This window comes from Mesorhizobium sp. M0276 (genome assembly GCF_040321755.1).
Lineage (GTDB): Bacteria > Pseudomonadota > Alphaproteobacteria > Rhizobiales > Rhizobiaceae > Mesorhizobium.
In genome coordinates, this window is record NZ_JAMYSC010000034.1 from 1 (window position 1) to 20,509 (window position 20,509).

Annotated in this window: 18 protein-coding genes and 1 pseudogene; 10 read left to right on the forward strand and 9 right to left on the reverse strand. The window is 62.6% G+C overall.

Translation table 11 applies throughout. The features are described 5' to 3' along the window. The first annotated feature begins 184 nt into the window (after window positions 1-184). From NKJ01_RS24155 to NKJ01_RS24170, 4 genes are read left to right on the forward strand one after another with little or no spacing between them, the layout of a single operon-like run. Window positions 185-1,045: a carbohydrate ABC transporter permease gene (locus NKJ01_RS24155; RefSeq protein WP_352731625.1), complete on the forward strand. Its 861-nt coding sequence runs from the start codon at window positions 185-187 to the stop codon at window positions 1,043-1,045. Continuing rightward, on the forward strand, window positions 1,042-1,878 hold the full coding sequence (locus NKJ01_RS24160; RefSeq protein ID WP_352731626.1) for a carbohydrate ABC transporter permease: 837 nt from the start codon (window positions 1,042-1,044) through the stop codon (window positions 1,876-1,878). The genes NKJ01_RS24155 and NKJ01_RS24160 overlap by 4 nt, the downstream gene beginning before the upstream one ends. An 8-nt stretch (window positions 1,879-1,886) precedes the next feature. Further along, window positions 1,887-2,966 (forward strand): ABC transporter ATP-binding protein, encoded by a 1,080-nt coding sequence (locus NKJ01_RS24165; RefSeq protein ID WP_352731628.1) that lies wholly within the window; start codon window positions 1,887-1,889, stop codon window positions 2,964-2,966. Window positions 2,967-3,000: 34 nt separating this feature from the next. Then, a complete protein-coding gene (locus tag NKJ01_RS24170) occupies window positions 3,001-5,028 on the forward strand; it encodes an aldo/keto reductase (RefSeq protein ID WP_352731630.1) in 2,028 nt (675 codons plus the stop codon). A 23-nt stretch (window positions 5,029-5,051) separates the two neighbouring features. Here NKJ01_RS24170 and NKJ01_RS24175 read toward each other — a convergent pair whose 3' ends face one another. Beyond that, window positions 5,052-6,098, reverse strand: coding sequence for an AraC family ligand binding domain-containing protein (locus tag NKJ01_RS24175; protein ID WP_502905905.1), 1,047 nt, complete (start codon window positions 6,096-6,098; stop codon window positions 5,052-5,054). Between the two features lie 75 nt (window positions 6,099-6,173). Here NKJ01_RS24175 and NKJ01_RS24180 point away from each other — a divergent pair. The 6 genes and pseudogenes from NKJ01_RS24180 (at window position 6,174) to NKJ01_RS24205 (ending at window position 15,171) form a co-directional block, all read left to right on the forward strand. After that, a pseudogene (locus tag NKJ01_RS24180) lies at window positions 6,174-7,639 on the forward strand (alpha-glucosidase/alpha-galactosidase). 119 nt (window positions 7,640-7,758) lie between these two features. Continuing rightward, the gene (locus NKJ01_RS24185) at window positions 7,759-9,843 is read left to right on the forward strand and encodes an ABC transporter substrate-binding protein (protein WP_352602330.1); all 2,085 of its coding nucleotides are present in this window, start codon (window positions 7,759-7,761) and stop codon (window positions 9,841-9,843) included. 114 nt (window positions 9,844-9,957) lie between these two features. Beyond that, entirely contained in the window at window positions 9,958-10,965 is a 1,008-nt protein-coding gene (locus NKJ01_RS24190; protein ID WP_352602332.1) for an ABC transporter permease, read from the forward strand. Between the two features lies 1 nt (window position 10,966). Next, complete coding sequence (locus NKJ01_RS24195) at window positions 10,967-12,103, forward strand: ABC transporter permease (protein WP_023758402.1); 1,137 nt, start codon at window positions 10,967-10,969, stop codon at window positions 12,101-12,103. Between the two features lie 10 nt (window positions 12,104-12,113). Next, complete coding sequence (locus NKJ01_RS24200; protein ID WP_352731633.1) at window positions 12,114-13,781, forward strand: ABC transporter ATP-binding protein; 1,668 nt, start codon at window positions 12,114-12,116, stop codon at window positions 13,779-13,781. 19 nt (window positions 13,782-13,800) lie between these two features. After that, the gene (locus NKJ01_RS24205) at window positions 13,801-15,171 is read left to right on the forward strand and encodes an alpha-glucosidase/alpha-galactosidase (RefSeq protein ID WP_023758400.1); all 1,371 of its coding nucleotides are present in this window, start codon (window positions 13,801-13,803) and stop codon (window positions 15,169-15,171) included. A 4-nt stretch (window positions 15,172-15,175) separates the two neighbouring features. Here NKJ01_RS24205 and yacG read toward each other — a convergent pair whose 3' ends face one another. The 8 genes from yacG to murA form a co-directional block, all read right to left on the reverse strand. Further along, window positions 15,176-15,373, reverse strand: a complete 198-nt coding sequence (yacG, locus tag NKJ01_RS24210; RefSeq protein ID WP_352731636.1) for a DNA gyrase inhibitor YacG — start codon at window positions 15,371-15,373, stop codon at window positions 15,176-15,178. Next, on the reverse strand, window positions 15,370-15,996 hold the full coding sequence (locus NKJ01_RS24215) for a Maf-like protein (protein ID WP_352602340.1): 627 nt from the start codon (window positions 15,994-15,996) through the stop codon (window positions 15,370-15,372). Before NKJ01_RS24215 ends, yacG begins: the two co-directional genes overlap by 4 nt. Before the next feature lie 21 nt (window positions 15,997-16,017). Next, entirely contained in the window at window positions 16,018-16,236 is a 219-nt protein-coding gene (gene infA / locus NKJ01_RS24220; RefSeq protein ID WP_006200926.1) for a translation initiation factor IF-1, read from the reverse strand. A 199-nt stretch (window positions 16,237-16,435) separates the two neighbouring features. After that, window positions 16,436-16,894, reverse strand: coding sequence for an arsenate-mycothiol transferase ArsC (locus NKJ01_RS24225; protein WP_352602443.1), 459 nt, complete (start codon window positions 16,892-16,894; stop codon window positions 16,436-16,438). 2 nt (window positions 16,895-16,896) lie between these two features. Then, a complete protein-coding gene (locus NKJ01_RS24230; RefSeq protein WP_352487184.1) occupies window positions 16,897-17,382 on the reverse strand; it encodes a UPF0262 family protein in 486 nt (161 codons plus the stop codon). Window positions 17,383-17,388: 6 nt separating this feature from the next. After that, window positions 17,389-18,681 (reverse strand): histidinol dehydrogenase, encoded by a 1,293-nt coding sequence (gene hisD, locus NKJ01_RS24235; RefSeq protein ID WP_352731639.1) that lies wholly within the window; start codon window positions 18,679-18,681, stop codon window positions 17,389-17,391. A 7-nt stretch (window positions 18,682-18,688) separates the two neighbouring features. Further along, window positions 18,689-19,123, reverse strand: coding sequence for a DUF2948 family protein (locus NKJ01_RS24240; protein WP_352731642.1), 435 nt, complete (start codon window positions 19,121-19,123; stop codon window positions 18,689-18,691). Window positions 19,124-19,214: 91 nt separating this feature from the next. Further along, window positions 19,215-20,507 (reverse strand): UDP-N-acetylglucosamine 1-carboxyvinyltransferase, encoded by a 1,293-nt coding sequence (murA, locus tag NKJ01_RS24245; protein ID WP_023758393.1) that lies wholly within the window; start codon window positions 20,505-20,507, stop codon window positions 19,215-19,217. Between the last annotated feature and the right edge of the window lie 2 nt (window positions 20,508-20,509).

Here is a 20,509-nt window from a genome sequence, read left to right on the forward strand (position 1 = left end):
CCCCCCCCCCCCGCCTCCCCCCCCCCCCCCTCGCCCCGCACCCCGCCGCCCCCTCTCTTCTCAACTTAAATTCATCCTGGCCGTGTCCCCCCCGCCCCCCCCCCCCCCCCCCCCGCGACCATTACCGAACGCGCCGCGCGTTTCAGCAGGGCGCGCCACCCTTGAACGCGGAAAGGAGACAGCAATGCGCCATCAGAATGCCACGGCGTATCGCTTCCTCGCGCCCTATCTGCTGATCTTTGCGGTGTTCTGGGTGTGGCCGATCATCAGCTCCTTCATGATCTCCTTCCAGGCGACGCGCACCGTGCCGTGGCGGTTTGCGCCCGGCTTCAACTGGGGCCGATTGATTGGCGATCCGGCCTTCTTCAACGCGCTTGAGAACACGCTGCTGATCCTGGTGATCCAGGTGCCGGTGATGATTTCGCTGGCGCTCGTCATGGCGGTGCTGTTGAATTCGCCGCTTTTGAAGGCGCGCGGCCTTTACCGCTTCGCCTTCTTCGCCCCGGTCGTGGTTGGCGAGGTCGCCTATTCGGCGGTGTTCCGGCTGATGTTCAACCTCGATTTCGGCATCATCAACAAGCTCTTGAACAGCGTCGGCCTGCCCAAGATCGACTGGTTCTCCAACGTCACGCCGGCGATGGCGCTGATCATGATCGCGGTGACCTGGCGCTGGGCTGGCTACAACGCCATCATCCTGCTCGCCGGCATGCAGTCCATTCCCGAAGATGTGTACGAGGCGGCGACGCTCGATCGTGTCAGCAAGCTCAAGCAGTTCTTCTACATCACCCTGCCGCTCCTCAAGCCGGTCATCGTGTTTTGCCTGGTGCTGTCGATCATCGGCACCATGCAGCTGTTCACCGAGCCGTTCCTGATCACCGAGCGGGGCGGCCCGGGGGGCGGCACGGAGACGCTTGGCCTGCTGCTCTATCGCCAGGGTTTCCGGTCGCTCAACTTCGGCTACGCCTCGGCCGTTGCCTACACCATGGCCGGCTTGGCGATCGCCATCACGCTGGTGCAGCTGTGGCTGACGAGGGAGCCGAAATGAGCTCGCGCTCCTCCACCAGGCTGGGACGCAGCATTGCGCTGCACCTGTTCCTGACGCCGCTGGCGCTGATCTGGCTGTTTCCGCTGTGGATGATGGTGGTATTTTCGACCATGCCGGACAACGGCATCTTCAGCCCCGGCATCGAGCTGTTGCCGCACGGCAATTTCATTGGCAATTTCAACAATCTGCAGCGGGACACCAACTTCGTCGGCGCCATCGGCATTTCGGTCTCGGTGGCGATTACCTACACCATCCTGTCGGTGCTGCTGACGTCGATGGCCGGCTGGGCACTGGCTCGTTACCAGTTCTTCGGCAAAGGCGCGATTGTCGCCATTATCCTCGGCACTATCACGCTTCCCTATGCGGTCGTGCTGATCCCGCAATTCATCATGGTGGCGCGCGATTTCAAGCTCGCCAACACCTGGATTGCGCTGATCGTGCCGCCGCTATTCAATTCGCTCGGCGTGCTGTTCATGCGGCAGAGTTTTTCGATGATGCCGGACGACCTCTTCGATGCGGCGCGCGTCGAAGGCGTGAAGGAATGGCGCATCTTCCTGTTCGTTGCGCTGCCCTTGGCGCGGCCGATGCTGGCGGCGCTCGCCATCATCCTGTTCCTCGCCTCCTGGAATAATTATCTGTGGCCGCTTTTGATCAACAGCCAGCCCGGTTCAATGACGGCGCCGGTGGCGCTCGGCACGCTGATCGGCCTCACCAAGGTGTCATGGGGCGGCATCATGGCGGGCGCGGTGATGCTGACGGTGCCGATGCTCGTCGTCTTCGTGCTGCTGCAGCGCCATTTCATCGCCGGCATCGCCGCCGGCGCGGTCAAGTAAGGGGCAGAATGGCAACGGTCACGCTCAACAATGTCGTCAAGCGCTTCGGCCTCTTCGAGGTTGTCCATGGCGCCAGCATCGATATCGAGGACGGCGAATTCGTCGTCTTTGTCGGCCCGTCCGGCTGCGGCAAGTCTACGCTGCTCAGAATGATCGCCGGGCTCGAGGACATCAGCGGCGGCGAGATCGCCATCGGCGGCAAGGTGGTGAACGATGTCGAACCGGCCGACCGCGGCATCGCCATGGTGTTCCAGTCCTACGCACTCTATCCGCACATGAGCGTCGAACAGAACCTCTCTTTCGGCCTGCGCATGACCGGCAACCCGAAAGCCGATACCGATCGGCGGATAAAGCGCGCGGCCGAGATCCTGCGCATCAGCGAATTGATGGACAGGCGGCCGAAAAAGCTCTCCGGCGGCCAGCGCCAGCGCGTCGCCATAGGTCGCGCCATCGTGCGCGAGCCGCAGGTCTTCCTGTTCGATGAGCCGCTCTCCAATCTCGACGCCGAACTACGCGTCCAGATGCGGGTCGAGATCTCTCGGCTGCATAAGGAACTCGGCGCCACCATGATCTATGTCACGCATGACCAGACCGAGGCGATGACGCTCGCCGACAGGATCGTCGTAATGCGCGCCGGCCATATCGAGCAGATCGGCCGGCCGCTCGATCTCTACGACAATCCCGACAACCAGTTCGTGGCGGGCTTTGTCGGCTCGCCGAAGATGAACTTCATCAAGGCTCATATTGTCGGGCACGATGCGCGTGGCGTGATCGTCGAACTGGCGGGTCAGGAGAAGACCCGTTTCACCCAGCCGCTGACGGGCGCTACGCCCGAAGTGGGTAGCAAGGTCATCGTCGGCGTGCGGCCCGAACATTTCGGCAACGCGGGAGAAGGTGGCGCCGACCTCGTCGTCGGCATCGACGTGATTGAGCACCTCGGCGGCACGAGCTTCCTCTACACCAGAACGGCCAATGGTGAAGACGTGGTGATCCAGCGCGACGCGGCAAAGGTTCCCGATGCGTCCGAAATCACCGTTTCCATCCGCAAATCCTACCTGTTCGACGAAAAAGGACTGCGGCTGCGGTGACCGCCGCCCTTTCCAGCCTTCAAGGAGAATGACAATGACTGCAACCACGCCCATTCGCTGGGGCATCCTCGGCCCGGGCAGCATCGCCCAGTCCTTTGCCGGTGGCGTGGCCGATTCGCGCACCGGAAAGCTGGTCGCCATCGGTGCCCGCAATCCCGCCAAGCCTGGCCTCGCCGAGAGTTTCCCCAGCGCCCGCATCCTCGATGGCTACGATGCGCTGCTTGCCGATCCCGAAGTCGACGCCGTCTACATTTCGATACCGCATCCCGGCCATGCGCAATGGGCGGTCAAGGCGGCCGAGGCAGGAAAGCATGTGCTGTGCGAAAAGCCGCTTGCACTGACCGCCTTCGAGGCCGACGCCATGATGCATGCCGCGCGCAAGGCCGGCACGTTTCTCGGCGAAGCCTTCATGTATCGGCTGCACCCGCAGACGCTGAAGCTGGTCGAGTTGATCAGGTCCGGTGTCATCGGCGAGATCAGGATGATCAAGTCGAGCTTCGGCTTCGCCATGCCGGGCTTCATGCCGCAGCACCGGCTCTACGCCAACGATCTTGCCGGCGGCGGCATTCTTGACGTCGGCGGCTATCCCGTCTCGATGGTCCGATTGATTGCCGGCGCCGCAGCTGGAAAACCCTTCGCCGAGCCTGACAAGGTCGTCGGCACCGCCCATCTTGGCCAGTCCGGCGTCGACGAATGGGCCTCGGCGCTGCTGCATTTCCCCGGCGGCATTGTCGCCGAAGTCTCCTGCAGCATCTCGCTCAACCAGGACAATGTTCTGCGCATCCTGGGCACCAAAGGCCGCATCGAGGTGCCGGACTTCTGGTTCGCTGGCGGTAACCGCAGCGTCGGCCTGGGCCAGATCGACGTCATTGCATCGGATGGCTCGCGCGAGACCATCAGCGTCAACGAGAAGCGCCATGTCTATTCCTTCGAGGTCGACGCGGCCGGCGAGGCCATTCGCGCCGGGAGGCAGGAATTCGCCTGGCCGGGCATGGCCTGGGCGGAAAGCCTCGGCACGTTGCGTGTGCTGGACAGATGGCGGGCGGCGGCCGGCCTCGAATACGGGATCGAGAAGCCCCAACAACGCATCAACACCATCTCCGGCCGGCCTTTGCGATCAGGCGGCACGGCGATCGCCAAGCGCAAGATACCGGGCCTGTCGAAGCCCGCGTCGGTGGTGGCGCTCGGCTTCGAGGATTTCCGCACGTTTTCCTCGGGCTCGATCCTGCTCGACGCCTTTTTCGAGGCCGGCGGCAATCTCTTCGACACCGGTTATGTCTACGGCGCCGGTTATACCGAGAAGCTGCTTGGCGAGTGGCTGAAGAACCGCGGCGTGCGCGCGCAATCGGTGGTCATCGCCAAGGGCGCCCACTCGCCGCTCTGCTATCCCGATGTGATCGGCAAGCAGCTCGACCAGTCGCTCGACCGCCTGCAGACCGACCATGTCGATGTCTATTTCATGCACCGCGACAATCCGGACGTGCCGGTCGGCGAATTCGTCGATGCGATGGATCGCGAGGTAAAGGCTGGCCGCATCCGCGGCCCGTTCGGCGGCTCGAACTGGACGATGGAACGCATGGATGAGGCCATTGCCTATGCCGAACGCACCGGCAAGCAAAAGCCCGGCGCGCTATCCAACAATTTCTCGCTGGCCGAAATGCTGGAGCCGATCTGGGCTGGCTGCGTCACGTCCTCCACGGATGCGTGGAAGGCCTGGCTGACATCTCGGCAGATGCCGAACTTCGCCTGGTCGAGCCAGGGACGCGGCTTCTTCACCGACCGCGCCGGGCGCGACAGGCTCGACAACGAGGAACTGGTACGTGTCTGGTACTCGGAACGGAATTTCGGCCGCCGCGACCGGGCGATCGACCTTGCCGCGAGACTTGGCAAGAGCCCGATCCATGTTGCGCTCGCCTACGTGCTTGCTCAGCCTTTCCCATCCATTCCGCTGATCGGGCCGCGCACGCTGGACGAGTTGGACGACAGCCTTCGCGCCCTCGACATCACGCTTTCGCAGGCCGATCTCGAGTGGCTGGATGGCGGCAGTCTGCGCGCAGCCTAGCTGCCTGTCTAACGGCGGCGGCGTCAGGTCCCGTCATCGGACGCCCTGACGCCGCGCCTGGCCGGGGTTCTCATGCTGGCGTACATGCCGGTGGTGCGGAATTGGCTTGGCGTGATGCCGTAACAGCGGCGGAAGACCTTCGAAAAATAGTTCGCGTCCTCGAAGCCGCAGAGGATGGCGACTTCCTTCACCGGCAGAAAATCCACCTTGGTCAGCAGCTTCGCCGCGCGTTGCAGGCGCTGCTGCAGCACGAACTCGGCGGGCGGCACGCCTTCGCTTTCGGCGAAACAGCGCGAAAAATGAGCCCGGCTGAGGCCGCTGATCTGGACCAGGTCCGCCACCGGCAGCGGTTTATCGAGATTGGCACCGATGTGATCGATCACCGGCTGCATGACGCTCTGTTTTTCGGCAAAGGCGTGGGAGCCGAAGACATCGTCATAGAGCGCCATCGCAGCCTCGTAGGCTATCGCCGAAGCAGCACCCGGCGAAGCAGCCCCTTTGATTAGGCGCAGGCTGCAATCGGCAAGATGATCGATCGTCGCCGGCTGCAGCCGAAATACAGGACCCGAGACGCTGAGGATCGACTTGTGGATGCGCAGCGCCTCCTCGCCGTTCATCGAGATCCAGAAAAACTCCCAGCGCTCATCCCCAGCCAGCCAGTAGCGGTGGTTGTGCGGCACCAGCACCAGCAATGTGTCGTTCTTCTGCAGGCGGTAGTTGCGGTTTTCGTAGCGCAACCGGCCGGCTCCGCTGATCGTGTGCTGGAGCACCGTGAACGGTGTCTGGCCGCGCTTGCGGCCGTCCCAATCATAGATCTCGTCCTCGCGCACCTCGTAGCCTGTGCTCGTCGGCATGGCGTGCAGGCGCTGGCGACCGCGCGGCAGCGAGATCGTGCGCATGGATTGTCCGTTGGCTATCAAATCATGCAGCACAAAATTACCCTCGAAAGCATAATCCTTCTCTGGTCGCGCTCGCGAATAAGCGCATAATCCCCGTCGAAAAGCGAGAGGGATCCGCAGTCGAGGAGCGGACAGGGAGGTTGGTGAGCCGGATTCCGGCTTGTCGCGCATACATGTCACGGCATGTGGCTACAACTTCCCATTGTCATTCCTTGCCTGCATATCGAATGGAATGAGGTGCGGCTGATGAGTTTCAAAATCGCTATCATCGGTGCGGGCAGCGTCGGCTTCACCAAGAAATTGTTCACCGACATCCTGTGCGTGCCCGAATTCAAGGACATCGAATTCGCGTTGACCGACGTCAGCGAGCACAATCTTCAGATGATCAAGGCGATCCTCGACAGGATCGTCGAGGCAAACAGATTGCCGACCAAGGTGACGGCGACCACCGACCGCCGCAAGGCGCTCGAAGGCGCGCGCTACGTCATCAGCTGCGTGCGGGTCGGAGGCCTCGAAGCCTACGCCGACGAATCCGCATTCCCCTGAAATATGGCATCGACCAGTGCGTCGGCGATACGATTTGCGCCGGCGGCATCCTCTACGGCCAGCGCAACATCCCAGTGATCCTGGATTTCTGCAAGGACATCCGCGAGGTCGCCGAGACGAACGTCAAATTCCTGAACTACGCCAACCCGATGGCGATGAACACCTGGGCAGCGATCGAATACGGCAAGGTCGACACCGTCGGGCTCTGCCACGGGGTCCAGCACGGAGCCGAGCAGATCGCCGAGGTACTCGGCGCGAAGTCCAGGCAGGAACTCGACTATGTCTGTTCAGGCATCAACCACCAGACCTGGTTCATCGACCTGCGCCTGAACGGCCGCCCCATCGGCAAGGACGAATTGGTAGCCGCTTTCGAGGCGCATCCGGTCTATTCGCAACAGGAGAAGCTGCGCATCGATGTCCTGAAGCGCTTCGGCGTCTATTCGACCGAAAGCAACGGCCATCTATCCGAATATCTGCCTTGGTATCGCAAACGTCCCGACGAGATTACGCGCTGGATCGATATGTCCGACTGGATCCACGGTGAAACGGGCGGCTATCTTCGCTACTCCACCGAAACCCGCAACTGGTTCGAAACGGAATATCCGCAGTTCCTCGAAGCGGCGTCAAAGCCGATCGACCCGGAGAAGCGCTCCAACGAGCATGCCAGCCACATACTGGAGGCGCTGGAGACCAACCGCGTCTATCGCGGCCACTTCAACGTCAAGAACGATGGGGTGATCACCAACCTGCCGCAGGATGCCATCGTCGAATCGCCCGGCTTCGTCGACCGCTTCGGCATCAACATGGCGGCCGGCATCACGCTGCCGGAAGCCTGCGCCGCCACTTGCATTTCCTCGATCAACGTCCAGCGCATGTCTGTTCATGCCGCGATATCAGGCGACATCGATCTGTTGAAGCTCGCCGTGCTGCACGACCCGCTGGTCGGCGCGGTTTCGACGCCGGAGGAGGTCTGGCAGATGGTCGACGAAATGGTCGTCGCCCAGGCGGCCTGGTTGCCGCAATATGCCCATGCGGTTCCGGCCGCCAGGGAGCGGCTGTCGACATCTCAGGTAAAGACCCGCGAGTGGGCGGGCGCTGCACGGCGCAGCGTTCGCTCGATCGAGGAATTGCGAGCCGAAAAAACTGCGCTGGCGCAAGTCGGCTGAAACCACATGCTGTGATGGTGGATCTACGGGAGGCGGATCCACTGCCAGGAAGCCGTTTGAGTTCGAGGAGAAGCGGAGCGGATGCAAACGCTCCGGAACAAACAAGAGGGAGAGAGACAGTGAGGAATTTACGCAATATCGGTCTTGCTGCCGGACTGGCGCTGAGCGTCTCGGTCTCGGCACTCAATGCATACGCTAGCGAACCGACGGTTCCGCCGGCGCCGACACCGTTCCCCGCCGAGGGCAAGATCCACTATGTGGCGCGTGACTCCATTCTGGAGTTCAAGGCGCTCCCCGAATATCACGAGCCGGACTGGGTCACCGATAAATACGTCAAGACCGGCAAGCTGCCGCCGCTCAAGGACCGGCTGCCGAAAGAACCGCTGGTCTTCAAGACGGGCAACATGCAGGACGGCATCGGCGTCTACGGCGATACGATGCGCCATGTCATCGGCGGGCGGCCGGAGGGCTGGAACTACGGCGCCGGCCAGACCCAAGGCTGGGGCGGCATCGATATCGGTCTTTCCGAATGCCTGACGCGCACCGCACCGCTGTTCCAGGTCGAGGCGAAGGACACCGAGCCGTTGCCGAACCTGGCCAGGAGCTGGGACTGGTCGAAGGACGGCCACAAGCTGACCATGCACCTGGTCGAAGGCGCCAAATGGTCGGATGGCGTTGCCTTCAATGCCGACGATGTCATGTTCTACTGGGACGACGAGGTCGTCGACCCGAACGTCTCGCCGCTGAACGGAGCGACGCCGGAAACTTTCGGTGTCGGCACGACGCTGAAGAAGATCGACGACTACACCGTCGAGTGGACCTTCAAGGAGGCGTTTCCGAAACAATATCTCTACGCGATGGCATACGGCACCTTCTGCCCGGGTCCTTCGCACATCCTGAAGCCGCAGCATCCGAAATATTCGAAGAACACCTACGATCAGTTCAAGAACGCCTTCCCGCCGGAATATATGAACCTGCCGGTAATGGGCGCCTGGGTGCCGGTCGAATACCGGCCTGACGATATCATCGTCCTGCGTCGCAACCCCTATTATTGGAAAGTCGACGAGAAGGGCAACCAGCTGCCTTACCTCAACGAGCTGCAGTACAAGCTGTCGACCTGGGCCGACCGCGACGTCCAGGCGGTCGCCGGCTCGGCTGATTTTTCCAATCTGGAACAGCCGGAAAACTTCGTCGCCTCGCTGAAGCGCGCGGCAGAGGCCAATGCGCCCGCACGCCTGGCCTTCGGCCCGCGGCTCATCGGCTACAATTTGCGCATGAACTTTTCCGCCAATGGCTGGGGCAACCCGGACGCGCGCGGGCAAGCCGTGCGCGAGCTGAACCGCAACGAGGACTTCCGCAAGGCCATCACCATGGCGCTCGACCGCAAGGCGCTCGGCGACTCGCTGGTCAAGGGGCCGTTCACCGCCATCTATCCCGGCGGACTGTCGTCGGGCACCAGCTTCTATGACCGCAATTCGACGGTCTACTATCCCTTCGATCTCGATGGCGCCAAGGCCGAACTGGCCAAGGCAGGCCTCAAGGACACGGACGGCGACGGTTTCGTGAACTTCCCTTCCGGCACCGCCGGAGGCAAGAACGTCGAGGTCGTGATGTTGGTCAACAACGACTACACCACCGACAAGAGCCTTGCCGAAGGCGTCGTCGCCCAGATGGAAAAGCTTGGAATTCGGGTCGTGCTCAACGGGCTCAACGGTACTCAGCGCGACGCTTCGCAATATTCCGGCCGCTTCGACTGGCTGGTCCGGCGCAACGACCAGGAACTGACCTCGGTGGTGCAGAACACCGCGCAGCTCGCCCCGGTCGGTCCGCGCACCAGCTGGGACCATCGAGCGCCGGAAAACGGTGAGGTCGATTTGATGCCTTTCGAAAAGGACCTCGTCGACATCGTCAACAAGTTCGTCTCGACGCAGGACAATGACCAACGTGCCAGCCTGATGAAACAGTTTCAGAAGATATCGACGGAACACGTCTACAATGTCGGTCTGACGGAATATCCTGGCGCGCTGATCGTCAACAAGCGTTTTTCGAACATTCCGCAGGGCACACCGATCTTCATGTTCAACTGGGCCGAGGATTCGATCATTCGCGAACGGGTCTTTGTCGCCGCCGACAAGCAGGCGAAATACGAGTTGTTCCCTGAGGAGCTGCCCGGCAAGCCCGGAGAAAAAGGCCCGATGGATTAGGTTTACCTCCCCTGACTGAGAGAATTCGGGCCGCGCCGCCGGCGCGGCCCGACAAAGTCAACCTCCGGACGCATCCAAAGGGCGCGATCGGCGAGACAAGGAAACGGACCGTCCATGTTGCGATTCCTGCTCACGCGCATTGCGTCGGCAATACCGGTCCTCGCCATTTTGAGCCTGGTCACCTTTGCCATCATCCAGGCGCCGCCGGGCGATTATGCCGACTACATCCGCTCGCAGGCGATCAACCAAGGTGGAGCTTCCTTCGCCGAGGCCGACGCGCAGGCAAAGGCCTATCGCATCGAGCATGGTCTCGATAAGCCGCTGCCCGTCCAGTATCTCAACTGGATCGGTGGCATCATCACCCGCGGCGACTTCGGCTACAGCCTCTATTACAACAAGCCGGTCGCCGATGTGGTCGGCGAGCGGCTGCCGCGCACGCTCCTTCTGGCTTTGGTCTGCCATCTGCTCGCCTCGGTGCTGGGCATCGGCTTCGGCATTTGGGCGGCGACCCGGCAATATACCTGGATAGACAGCACGCTTTCGGCCATCTCCTTCCTCGGCATGACGGTGCCGCGCTTCCTGATGGCGCTGATCATCGTCTATCTCCTGGTCTTTCAGTTCAACGTATCGGAGATCGGCAGCTTCTTCTCGCCGCAATATGGCGGCGCTCCGTGGTCGTGGGCCAAATTCGTCGACCTGGTCAAGCATGTCTGGCCGGTCGTGGCGATCGCCACCTTCGGCGGGCTCGCCTACAATATGCGCGTCATGCGCGGCAATCTGCTCGACACGCTGAACGCGCAATATGTCGAGACTGCCAGGGCCAAGGGGCTGACCGGCACTGCCGTCGTCATGCGTCACGCCGTGCCCAACGCGCTGCACCCTCTCGTCATGTATCAGGGCGTGGTGTTGCCTTACATGCTCACCGGCGAGATCGAGACCGCGATCATCTTTGCGCTGCCAACCGTCGGCCCGGCGATCGTCGGCTCCATGGCTGTCGGCGACGTCTATGTCACCGCCACGTTCATGATGGTTTTGTCGGCAACGCTGATCGTCGGCAACATCATCGCCGACATGCTGCTTGTGCTGCTTGATCCGCGCGTGCGCCAGTTCGGGGAAAGCTGAGATGCTGGCTTTCGACAATCTGCCACCACCGCTGCCTGCCGAAGGCACAATCGAGAAGCCGCAGCGCGGCAATGAGAGCTATATCGCGCTTGTCTGGCGCCGGTTGAAGCGCTCCTGGACCGGCATGGCCGGGCTTTGGCTTGTCGTGCTCCTGTTGGTGATGGCCGTGTTCGCCGAGTTCATCGCGCCGATGGACCCGAAGGTCACGGACGTCGGCTTCGCTCCGCCGCAGGTGCCTGTTTTCCATGACAAGGACGGCGGTTTCACCGCTCGGCCAAGGGTCTATGCACTCGCCGATTCGGCGGATCTCGATCCGGTCACCTTCCAGCCTGTCGTTGGTCCTGACTATGACCATCCGAGGCTGCTTGGCTTCTTTGCACACGGCGCACCCTACAAGCTGTTCGGGCTCATCCCGGCGGACCGGCATTTGTTCGGCTCGCTGGATGGCCAGCCGGTACATTTCCTCGGCACGGACAAATTCGGCCGTGACGTGCTGTCGCGTGCCATCCATGGCTCGCGCGTCTCGCTGATGATCGCGCTGACGGTCGTCTTCATTATCACTGTCATAGGCACCACCGTCGGCATGGTCTCCGGCTATTTCGGCGGCAGGTTCGATGTCTGGATGCAGCGTTTCGTCGAACTGGTGCTCGCTTTCCCGCAACTGCCGCTTTACCTGGCGCTGACGACATTGATCCCGGTTACTGCTCCCACCAACGTCTTTCTCGCCTTCGTCATCATCGTCATGTCGGCATTGGGTTGGGCGCAGATGTCGCGCGAGGTGCGCGGCAAGACCTTGGCGCTGGCGCGGATCGAGTATGTCCGCGCCGCCATGGCGGTCGGCGCCACCGACAGGCGCATCATCATGCAGCACATCTTCCCCAATGTGATGAGCCATGTGATCGTGGCCGTGACGTTGGCGATCCCGACGGTGGTGCTGCTTGAATCCTTCCTCGGTTTCCTCGGCTTCGCCGTCAAGCCGCCGCTGATCTCGTGGGGCCTGATGCTGCAGGACACCGCGACCTATTCGGTCATCGGCACTTATCCCTGGATCTTGTCGCCGGTCGGCTTCGTGCTCGTCACCGTCTTTGCCTTCAACGCGCTTGGCGACGGCCTGCGCGACGCCGTCGATCCCTACTGAGGTGGCACAGATGTCAGTCGCGCTCGCCGTATCCTTCGCACCGACCGTCCGCCACGATCACGACGGACGCCAGGATCAGCCCGTCATCGACGCCCGCAACGTCGCCGTGGCCTTCAAGGTCGAGCATGGCGTCGTCGAGGCGGTCAAGGACATCTCGTTCCAGCTCTATCGCGGCGAGACGATCGCCATCGTCGGCGAATCCGGTTCCGGCAAGTCGGTGACGGCGCGCACCGTCATGGGGTTGCTGTCGCGGCGCGCCACGGTGTCGCCCGGATCGAGCGTCTGCTATGATGGACAAAACATCCTGAAGTTCCCCGAGAGCGCTAGGCGCAAGCTGCGCGGCAACCGCATTTCGATGATCTTCCAGGAGCCGATGAGCTCGCTCAACCCGATTTATACGGTCGGCAGCCAGATCGTCGAGGCGATCAGGGTGCATCGCAAGGTCAGCCGCAAGCAGGCCTGGGCGCGAGCGCTGGAACTTCTGCAGCACGTGCAGATTCCCGATCCCGCCGCGCGGCTCAGGCAATACCCGCACCAGCTGTCGGGCGGGCAGCGCCAGCGGGTGATGATCGCCATGGCGCTTGCCAACAATCCCGATGTCTTGATCGCCGATGAGCCGACCACGGCGCTCGATGTCACCGTCCAGGCGCAGATCCTGAACCTGATCCGCAGCCTGCAGAAAGAGCTGCGCATGGCGGTAATCCTGATTACCCACGACCTGACCGTCGTGCGCCAGTTCTCCGACTACGTCTATGTCATGCAGCATGGCGAAATGTGCGAGCACAACGTCACCGAACGGCTGTTTGCCGATCCGCAGCATCCCTATACGAGGCGGCTTCTGGCTTCCGAGCCGCGCGGGCAGCCGAAGCCGCTTCCCGCCGGCTGCGGCACCATCCTCGAGGCCAGCGGCGTGCGCGTCTCCTTCATGCTGCGCCACGGCACCTTCCTGAAACCGGACTGGCGCGAACTGGTCGCCGTCGACGGTCTCAGCCTCAGCCTGTGCCGCCATGAGACGCTGGGGCTGGTAGGCGAGTCCGGTTCCGGCAAGACCACTTTCGGCCAGGCCCTGCTCCGGTTGATAGACACCAAGCGCGGCGAGATTCGCTTCGACGGCAAGCCGATCCACGGCCTGTCGCGAGCCGAGATGCGGCCTTTGCGATCACGGATGCAGATCGTCTTCCAGGATCCGTTCTCTTCTCTCAACCCGCGCATGACGATCGGGCAGATCATCGAGGAAGGGCTGATCGTCAACAGCATAGGAGCGACGCGGCGCGAGCGGGTAGAGCGAGTGCGCGACGCGCTGGTCAGCGCCGGCATGCCAGGCGATATACTGTCGCGGTTTCCGCACGAATTCTCCGGCGGCCAGCGGCAACGCATCGCGATCGCCCGCGCCATAGCGCTCGAACCCGAATTCATCCTGCTCGACGAGCCGACATCGGCGCTGGACCTCTCCGTCCAGGCGCAGATCATCGACCTCTTGCGCAAACTGCAGGACGAGCGCGGCCTGAGCTACCTTTTCATCTCGCATGACCTTAAGGTGGTGCGCGCACTGTGCCACCGCGTCATCGTCATGCAGAACGGCAAGATCGTCGAGCAGGGCCCCGTCGACGATGTCCTTTCCAATCCCAAGACCGCCTACACCGAACGGCTCGTCAGGGCCGCTTTCGAAGTGGCCTGAACATATGCCGGAGATTAGCATGGCAAGAAATCCCAAGATCACGTTCATCGGCGCCGGCTCGACGGTGTTCATGAAGAACATTGTCGGCGACGTGCTGCAACGCCCGTCGCTTGCCGGCGCGACGATCGCGTTGATGGACGTCAATCCGCAACGGCTGGAAGAGAGCGCCATCGTCGTCAACAAGCTGATCGCGACGCTTGGCGTCAAGGCGAAGACCGAGACCCATTCGGACCAGCGCAAGGCGCTGGCCGGTGCCGATTTTGTCGTCGTCGCGTTCCAGATCGGCGGCTACGAGCCCTGCACGGTCACCGATTTCGAAGTGCCGAAGAAATACGGCCTGCGCCAGACGATCGCCGACACGCTCGGCGTCGGCGGCATTATGCGGGGGCTCCGGACCGTGCCGCATCTGTGGAAGGTCTGCGAGGACATGCTCGCCGTCTGCCCGCGGGCGATCATGCTGCAATATGTCAACCCGATGGCGATCAACACCTGGGCGATATCAGAGAAATATCCTGAGATCAGGCAGGTCGGCCTCTGCCATTCGGTGCAGGGCACGGCAATGGAGCTGGCGCACGATCTCGACCTTCCCTATGAGGAAATCCGCTATCGCTCGGCCGGCATCAACCACATGGCCTTTTATCTCAGCTTCGAGCATCGCCAGCCGGACGGTTCCTACCGCAATCTCTATCCAGATCTCGTGCGCGCCTATCGCGAAGGCCGCGCGCCCAAGCCCGGCTGGAACCCGCGCTGCCCCAACAAGGTGCGCTACGAGATGCTGACGAGGCTCGGCTATTTCGTCACCGAAAGCTCGGAGCATTTCGCCGAATACACGCCCTATTTCATCAAGGACGGACGCCCGGACCTGATCGAGAAGTACGGCATCCCGCTGGATGAGTATCCCAAGCGCTGCATCGAGCAGATCGAGCGCTGGAAGGGGCAGGCGGAAGCCTATCGCTCGGCCGACCGCATCGAAGTCGAGCAGTCGAAAGAGTATGCCTCCTCGATCATGAATTCGGTCTGGACCGGCGAACCGTCGGTGATCTACGGCAATGTCCGCAACAATGGCTGCATCACCTCGCTGCCTTTCGACTGCGCCGCCGAAGTGCCGTGCCTGGTCGACGCCTCCGGCATCCAGCCGACTTATATCGGCGAACTGCCGCCGCAATTGACCGCCTTGATCCGCACCAACATCAACGTGCAGGAACTGACGGTGCGGGCGCTGATGACGGAGAACCGAGAGCACATCTACCATGCAGCGATGATGGACCCGCATACCGCCGCCGAGCTTGATCTCGACCAGATCTGGTCACTGGTCGATGACCTACTCGCCGCTCACGGCGACTGGCTGCCGGCCTGGGCGCGCGTGAGGCGCAAGACCGAAGCCGCCTGACGACCTATTTCGGAGCGTCGGGGTCCGTCTCGCCCTCGTCGTCGCGGGCCGAGATGACATAGGCGCCCTTCAGCCAGCGATTGAGGTCGATGTCCTTGCAGCGCGTCGAGCAGAATGGATAGGTCTCGCGCGCCGACGGCTTGCCGCATTCGGGGCAGGGGCGTTTGGGCCGTAGCGGCGTCACCTTGTCGTCGATGCTCATGGCCGCGGCGATGACCAGCTTCGATGGATCTTGAAGCCTTCGCCGGATAGCAGCGCCACCGTCTCATAGAGCGGCAGCCCGACGACGTTGGTGTAGGAGCCGACCAGCTTGACGACGAAGGCGCCGGCGAGACCCTGGACAGCGTAGCCGCCGGCTTTGCCGCGCCATTCGCCCGAGGCGACATAGGCGTCGATCTCTTCGCGCGGCAGTCGCTTGAAGCGCACCCGCGTCTCGACCAGCCGTTGGCGGAGTTTGCCGCCCGGCGTGATCAGGCAGATGCCGGAATAGACCCGGTGCGAACGGCCGGACAACAGTCCGAGGCAGTTGGCGGCGTCGTCGAGCGTCTCGGCCTTGGGCAGGATGCGCCGCCCGACGGCCACCACCGTGTCCGCGGCCAGCACGAAGCCCGGCGCATAGTCGGCTTCGATTGTCAGCGAAGCGAATGCCTTCTCGGCCTTTTCCTTCGCCAGCCGCTTGGCCAGCGAGCGCGGATGCTCGGCACGCAGCGGCGTTTCGTCGACATCGGCAGGCAGCACGCGGTCCGGCTCGATACCGGCTTGCTGCAAGAGCTCGATTCGGCGCGGCGAACCCGAGGCAAGCACCAGCTTATGCAAAATGCTCATCGCGGACCAGTCGGGCTTTGCTTACTTGAAACGATAGGTGATGCGGCCCTTGGTCAGGTCGTATGGTGTCATTTCGACCAGAACCTTGTCGCCGGTCAGCACGCGGATGCGGTTCTTGCGCATGCGGCCGGCCGTATGGGCGATGATTTCGTGTTCGTTTTCGAGCTTTACCCGGAACATCGCGTTGGGCAACAATTCCGTCACGACACCCGGAAACTCGAGGACTTCTTCCTTCGGCATTCGATACCTTTGCTTGGATGGTAGTTCCGGCGCTTAGACCATGATGCCGAAAAGTGTGAAGCGGTTTTCGGACGACATCATGCTCTACTTCTTGGTTTAGAGGCGGATTCGGATTTCAGCTCGAACAGACCTGAAATCATCCGACTCTAGCCGGAATTTCGGCGGAACCTATATGATAATCGTTCGCTTGTGAACACGCTTAATCCGTCGCGTTTTTTGCTTCTGGAAGCAAGAAACGTCGACCTATGCGCAACTTCAGCCGCTCGCGTACGTCCCTGTAGGCTGCCATGATCTGATCGCGCGTGCCGCCGGCATCGGTGGGATCCGGCATCGGCCAGTATTCGACTTCGACGGCGAGCGAGCGGGTGAGTTCAAGCGCCGCATGGTGCGCTTCCGGAGCCAGCGTGACGATGAGGTCGAAATAGTCGTCCTCGAGATCGTCCATCGTCCTTGGGTGACGCTCGCCCAGCGTGAGACCCTCCTCGGCCAGCACCGCATCGACGAACGGATCGCGCTCGCCCGCGCGAACGCCGGCCGAGGCGACGAAGATGGTGGCAGGCAGCATGCGCCTCGCCAGTTGCTCCGCCATCGGCGAGCGCACGGCATTCATCCCGCACAGGAACAGGATCGAACGGGGAAGGCCGCCGCCGGGTGCCAGGGCTAGCCCCGCCAGTGCAGCACGCAGACCAGCGTGAACAGCCGGCGCGCCGTATCGAAGTCGATGTCGATCTTGCCGGAGAGCCGGTCCATCAGCGTCCGCGAACCCTCATTGTGCAGGCCGCGGCGGCCCATGTCGATCGCCTCGATGTGGCTAGGCGTCGAGGAGCGGATGGCATCGTAATAGCTTTCGCAGATCATGTAATAGTCCTTGACGATGCGCCTGAGCGGCGTCAGCGACAGGATGTGGGTGACGACGGCGGCGCCATCCTCTCGCGCCACGGCAAAGACCAGGCGCTGCTCGGCCAGCGACAGTTTCAGCCGATAGGGGCCGGCGCCGCTGTCATTGACGGGTCGAAAACTGTTTTCCTCGATCAGATCGAAGATCGCCACCGCGCGTTCATGCTCGACATCGGGTGTCGAACGGCCAATCGATTCATCGAGTTCGACATCGATCAGCCTGCCTCGGGTTTGATCGGAGTCCGACATGCCGGCCTACATATTCAACCGTATGGCGACGGAGCGGCCATGTGCTTCAAGGCCTTCCGCCTTGGCCAGCGCAATCGCCGCCGGCGCCAAGATCCGCAACTGCTCCGGCCCAAGCTTGAGGATCGAGGTGCGCTTGACGAAGTCGAGCACGGACAGGCCGGACGAGAAGCGTGCCGAGCGTGCCGTTGGCAGCACATGGTTGGATCCGCCGACATAGTCGCCGATAGCTTCCGGCGTATGGCGGCCGAGGAAGACGGCACCCGCATTGCGCATCCGGGCCAGAAAACCCTCGGCATCGTCGATTGCCAATTCGACGTGTTCGGCGGCGATACGGTCGACCAGCGGCAGCGCCGCGTCGATTGTGGCGACCTCGATCACGGCGCCGAAATCGCGCCAGCTTGCCGCCGCCGTTTCGGCGCGCGGCAGGTTCTGCAACTGGCGCTCGACCGCCTGTTCGACGGCGATGCCGAAGCCCGGGTCGTCGGTGACTAGGATCGACTGCGCCGACGCATCGTGCTCGGCCTGGGCCAGCAAATCGGCGGCAATCCAGTCAGGGTCGTTGCTGCCGTCTGCCACGACGAGCACTTCCGACGGCCCGGCGATCATGTCGATGCCGACGGTGCCGAACACCTGGCGCTTGGCCGCGGCGACATAGGCGTTGCCCGGCCCGACGATCTTCGCGACCGACCGGATCGTTTCGGTTCCATAGGCAAGGGCTGCGATCGCCTGGGCGCCGCCGACGCGGTAGATTTCCGACACGCCCGATATATCGGCGGCCACCAGCACCAGCGGGTTGATGATGCCGCCGGGCGCCGGCACGACCATGACGATGCGCTCGACGCCGGCTACCCTGGCAGGTACGGCGTTCATCAGCACCGAGCTCGGATAGCTCGCCGTGCCGCCCGGCACATAGAGCCCGACCGCCTCGATTGCCGTCCAGCGCCAGCCGAGTTCGACGCCGGCGGCATCGCTATAGCGATCGTCCTTCGGCCGCTGCCGTTCGTGATGCGAGCGGATGCGGTCGCGCGCGAATTCCAGGGCCTCGATCGTTTTTGGGTCAGCGGCCTTGTAAGCCTGGGCGATGTCGTCCTTCGAGACGGCGATGCCTAATCCAGCCAGATCGGCGCGATCGAATTTCTGCGAATAGTCGATCAACGCCGCGTCCCCCTCGGCGCGCACGCGCGCGATGATGTCGCGCACCGCGGCGTCGACATCGGCCGACACTTCCCGCTTGGTCAGGAGGAAGGCCGCGAAACGCTGCTCGAAATCGGCGTCGGACTGACGAAGCTTGATGGCCATCGGATGTTCAGGCCTTATGGATCGGGCGCGAGCTGGCTTCCCACGCGCCGCCGATGTCGACAAGGCGGGCCTCGATGCACTCGACATCGAGCATGATCGTGCCGCCGCCCGCAAAGATCAGCTCGACGATACCGGCCGGCTTGCTGATCTCGATGAAGCTGATCGCCAGCAGGGAGAGGACCTCAGTCGGCTTGTCGCGGGCGATGCCGTTGGTCTTGGCACCGAGCACCCGGTCGAAATGCAGCACCGCCTGCCGCCGCTCATTGTGCTGGCGAAACAGGCCGGATTTGGCCTCCCACACGAAACGGTTCATGGTCATCAGGAAACGCTTGGCCGCGGGCAGGAATTCGAGGTCGCTGACCTTCATCACGGCATCCTGGACATGGGCCGAAACGATGCTCAGATCCTGGTCGTCGAGCGCGATAAGCTTAAGGGCAGTCATGCGGATTTCGCACCTGAAGGTTGATAACCGAACCTTCTGTTAGGCGGTCTTTCCCGTCCGCGCAACCGCACCGCACGGCCTTGCGATTGGCCTATGCGGAAATCCGCTCGATCACCGCGCCGCAGTTGGACAGCTTTTCTTCCAGCCGCTCGAAGCCGCGGTCGAGATGATAGACGCGGTTGACCGTCGTCTCGCCTTCGGCTGCCAGGCCGGCGATGACCAGCGAGACCGAGGCGCGAAGATCGGTCGCCATGACCGGCGCACCCTTCAATTTCGGCACGCCGTCGACGATTGCCGTCTGGCCCGAAAGCGTGATGTGGGCGCCGAGCCGGGCCAGTTCCTGCACATGCATGAAACGGTTTTCGAAGATCGTCTCGGTGATGCGCGACTTGCCCTTTGCCATCGTCATCAGGCCCATGAACTGCGCCTGCAAATCGGTCGGGAAGGCCGGGAAGGGCGCCGTCGTTACGTCGACTGGGGAAATGCCGGCGCCGTTGCGCTTCACACGAATGCCGGAATTGGTTTGCGTGATCTCCGCACCCGTCTGGGAGATCACGTCGAGCGCTGTCTGCAGCAGTTCGGGGCGTGCGCCCTCGAGCACGACGTCGCCGCCAGTCATTGCCACCGCCATTGCGTAGGTGCCGGTCTCGATGCGGTCGGGAATGACGCGCACGCGGGCACCCGACAGCGATTCGACGCCATCGATGGTGATAACAGGCGTGCCGGCGCCGGAAATCTTCGCGCCCATGGCATTGAGGCACTCGGCGAGGTTGACGATTTCGGGTTCGCAGGCGGCATTTTCCAGCACCGTCTCGCCCTTGGCGAGCGCCGCGGCCATCATCAGCACATGGGTGGCGCCGACAGAGACTTTCGGGAACACGTAGCGGTTGCCGACAAGACGGCCATTCCGGGTTTTGGCGATGACATAGCCGGTGTCGACATCGATGTCGGCTCCCAGCGCCTGCAAGCCTTCGAGGAACAGATCGACCGGGCGCGTGCCGATGGCGCAACCGCCGGGCAGCGACACCTTGGCCTCGCCCATGCGGGCCAGCAGCGGCCCGATCACCCAGAACGACGCCCGCATCTTCGATACCAGCTCGTAGGGCGCCGTCGTGTCGACGATGTTGCGGGCGGAGAAAGTGATGGTGCGCGAATAGCCTTCATTCTGCTTCTCGCGGCGGCCATTGACCGAATAGTCGACGCCGTGATTGCCCAGGATGCGGATCAACTGCTCGACATCGGCCAGATGCGGCACGTTCTCCAGCGTCAGCGTGTCATCGGTCAAAAGCGAGGCGATCATCAGAGGCAGCGCCGCGTTTTTCGCGCCTGAGATCGGAATGCTTCCGGAGAGCTTGTTGCCCCCGACAATTCTGATGCGATCCATGG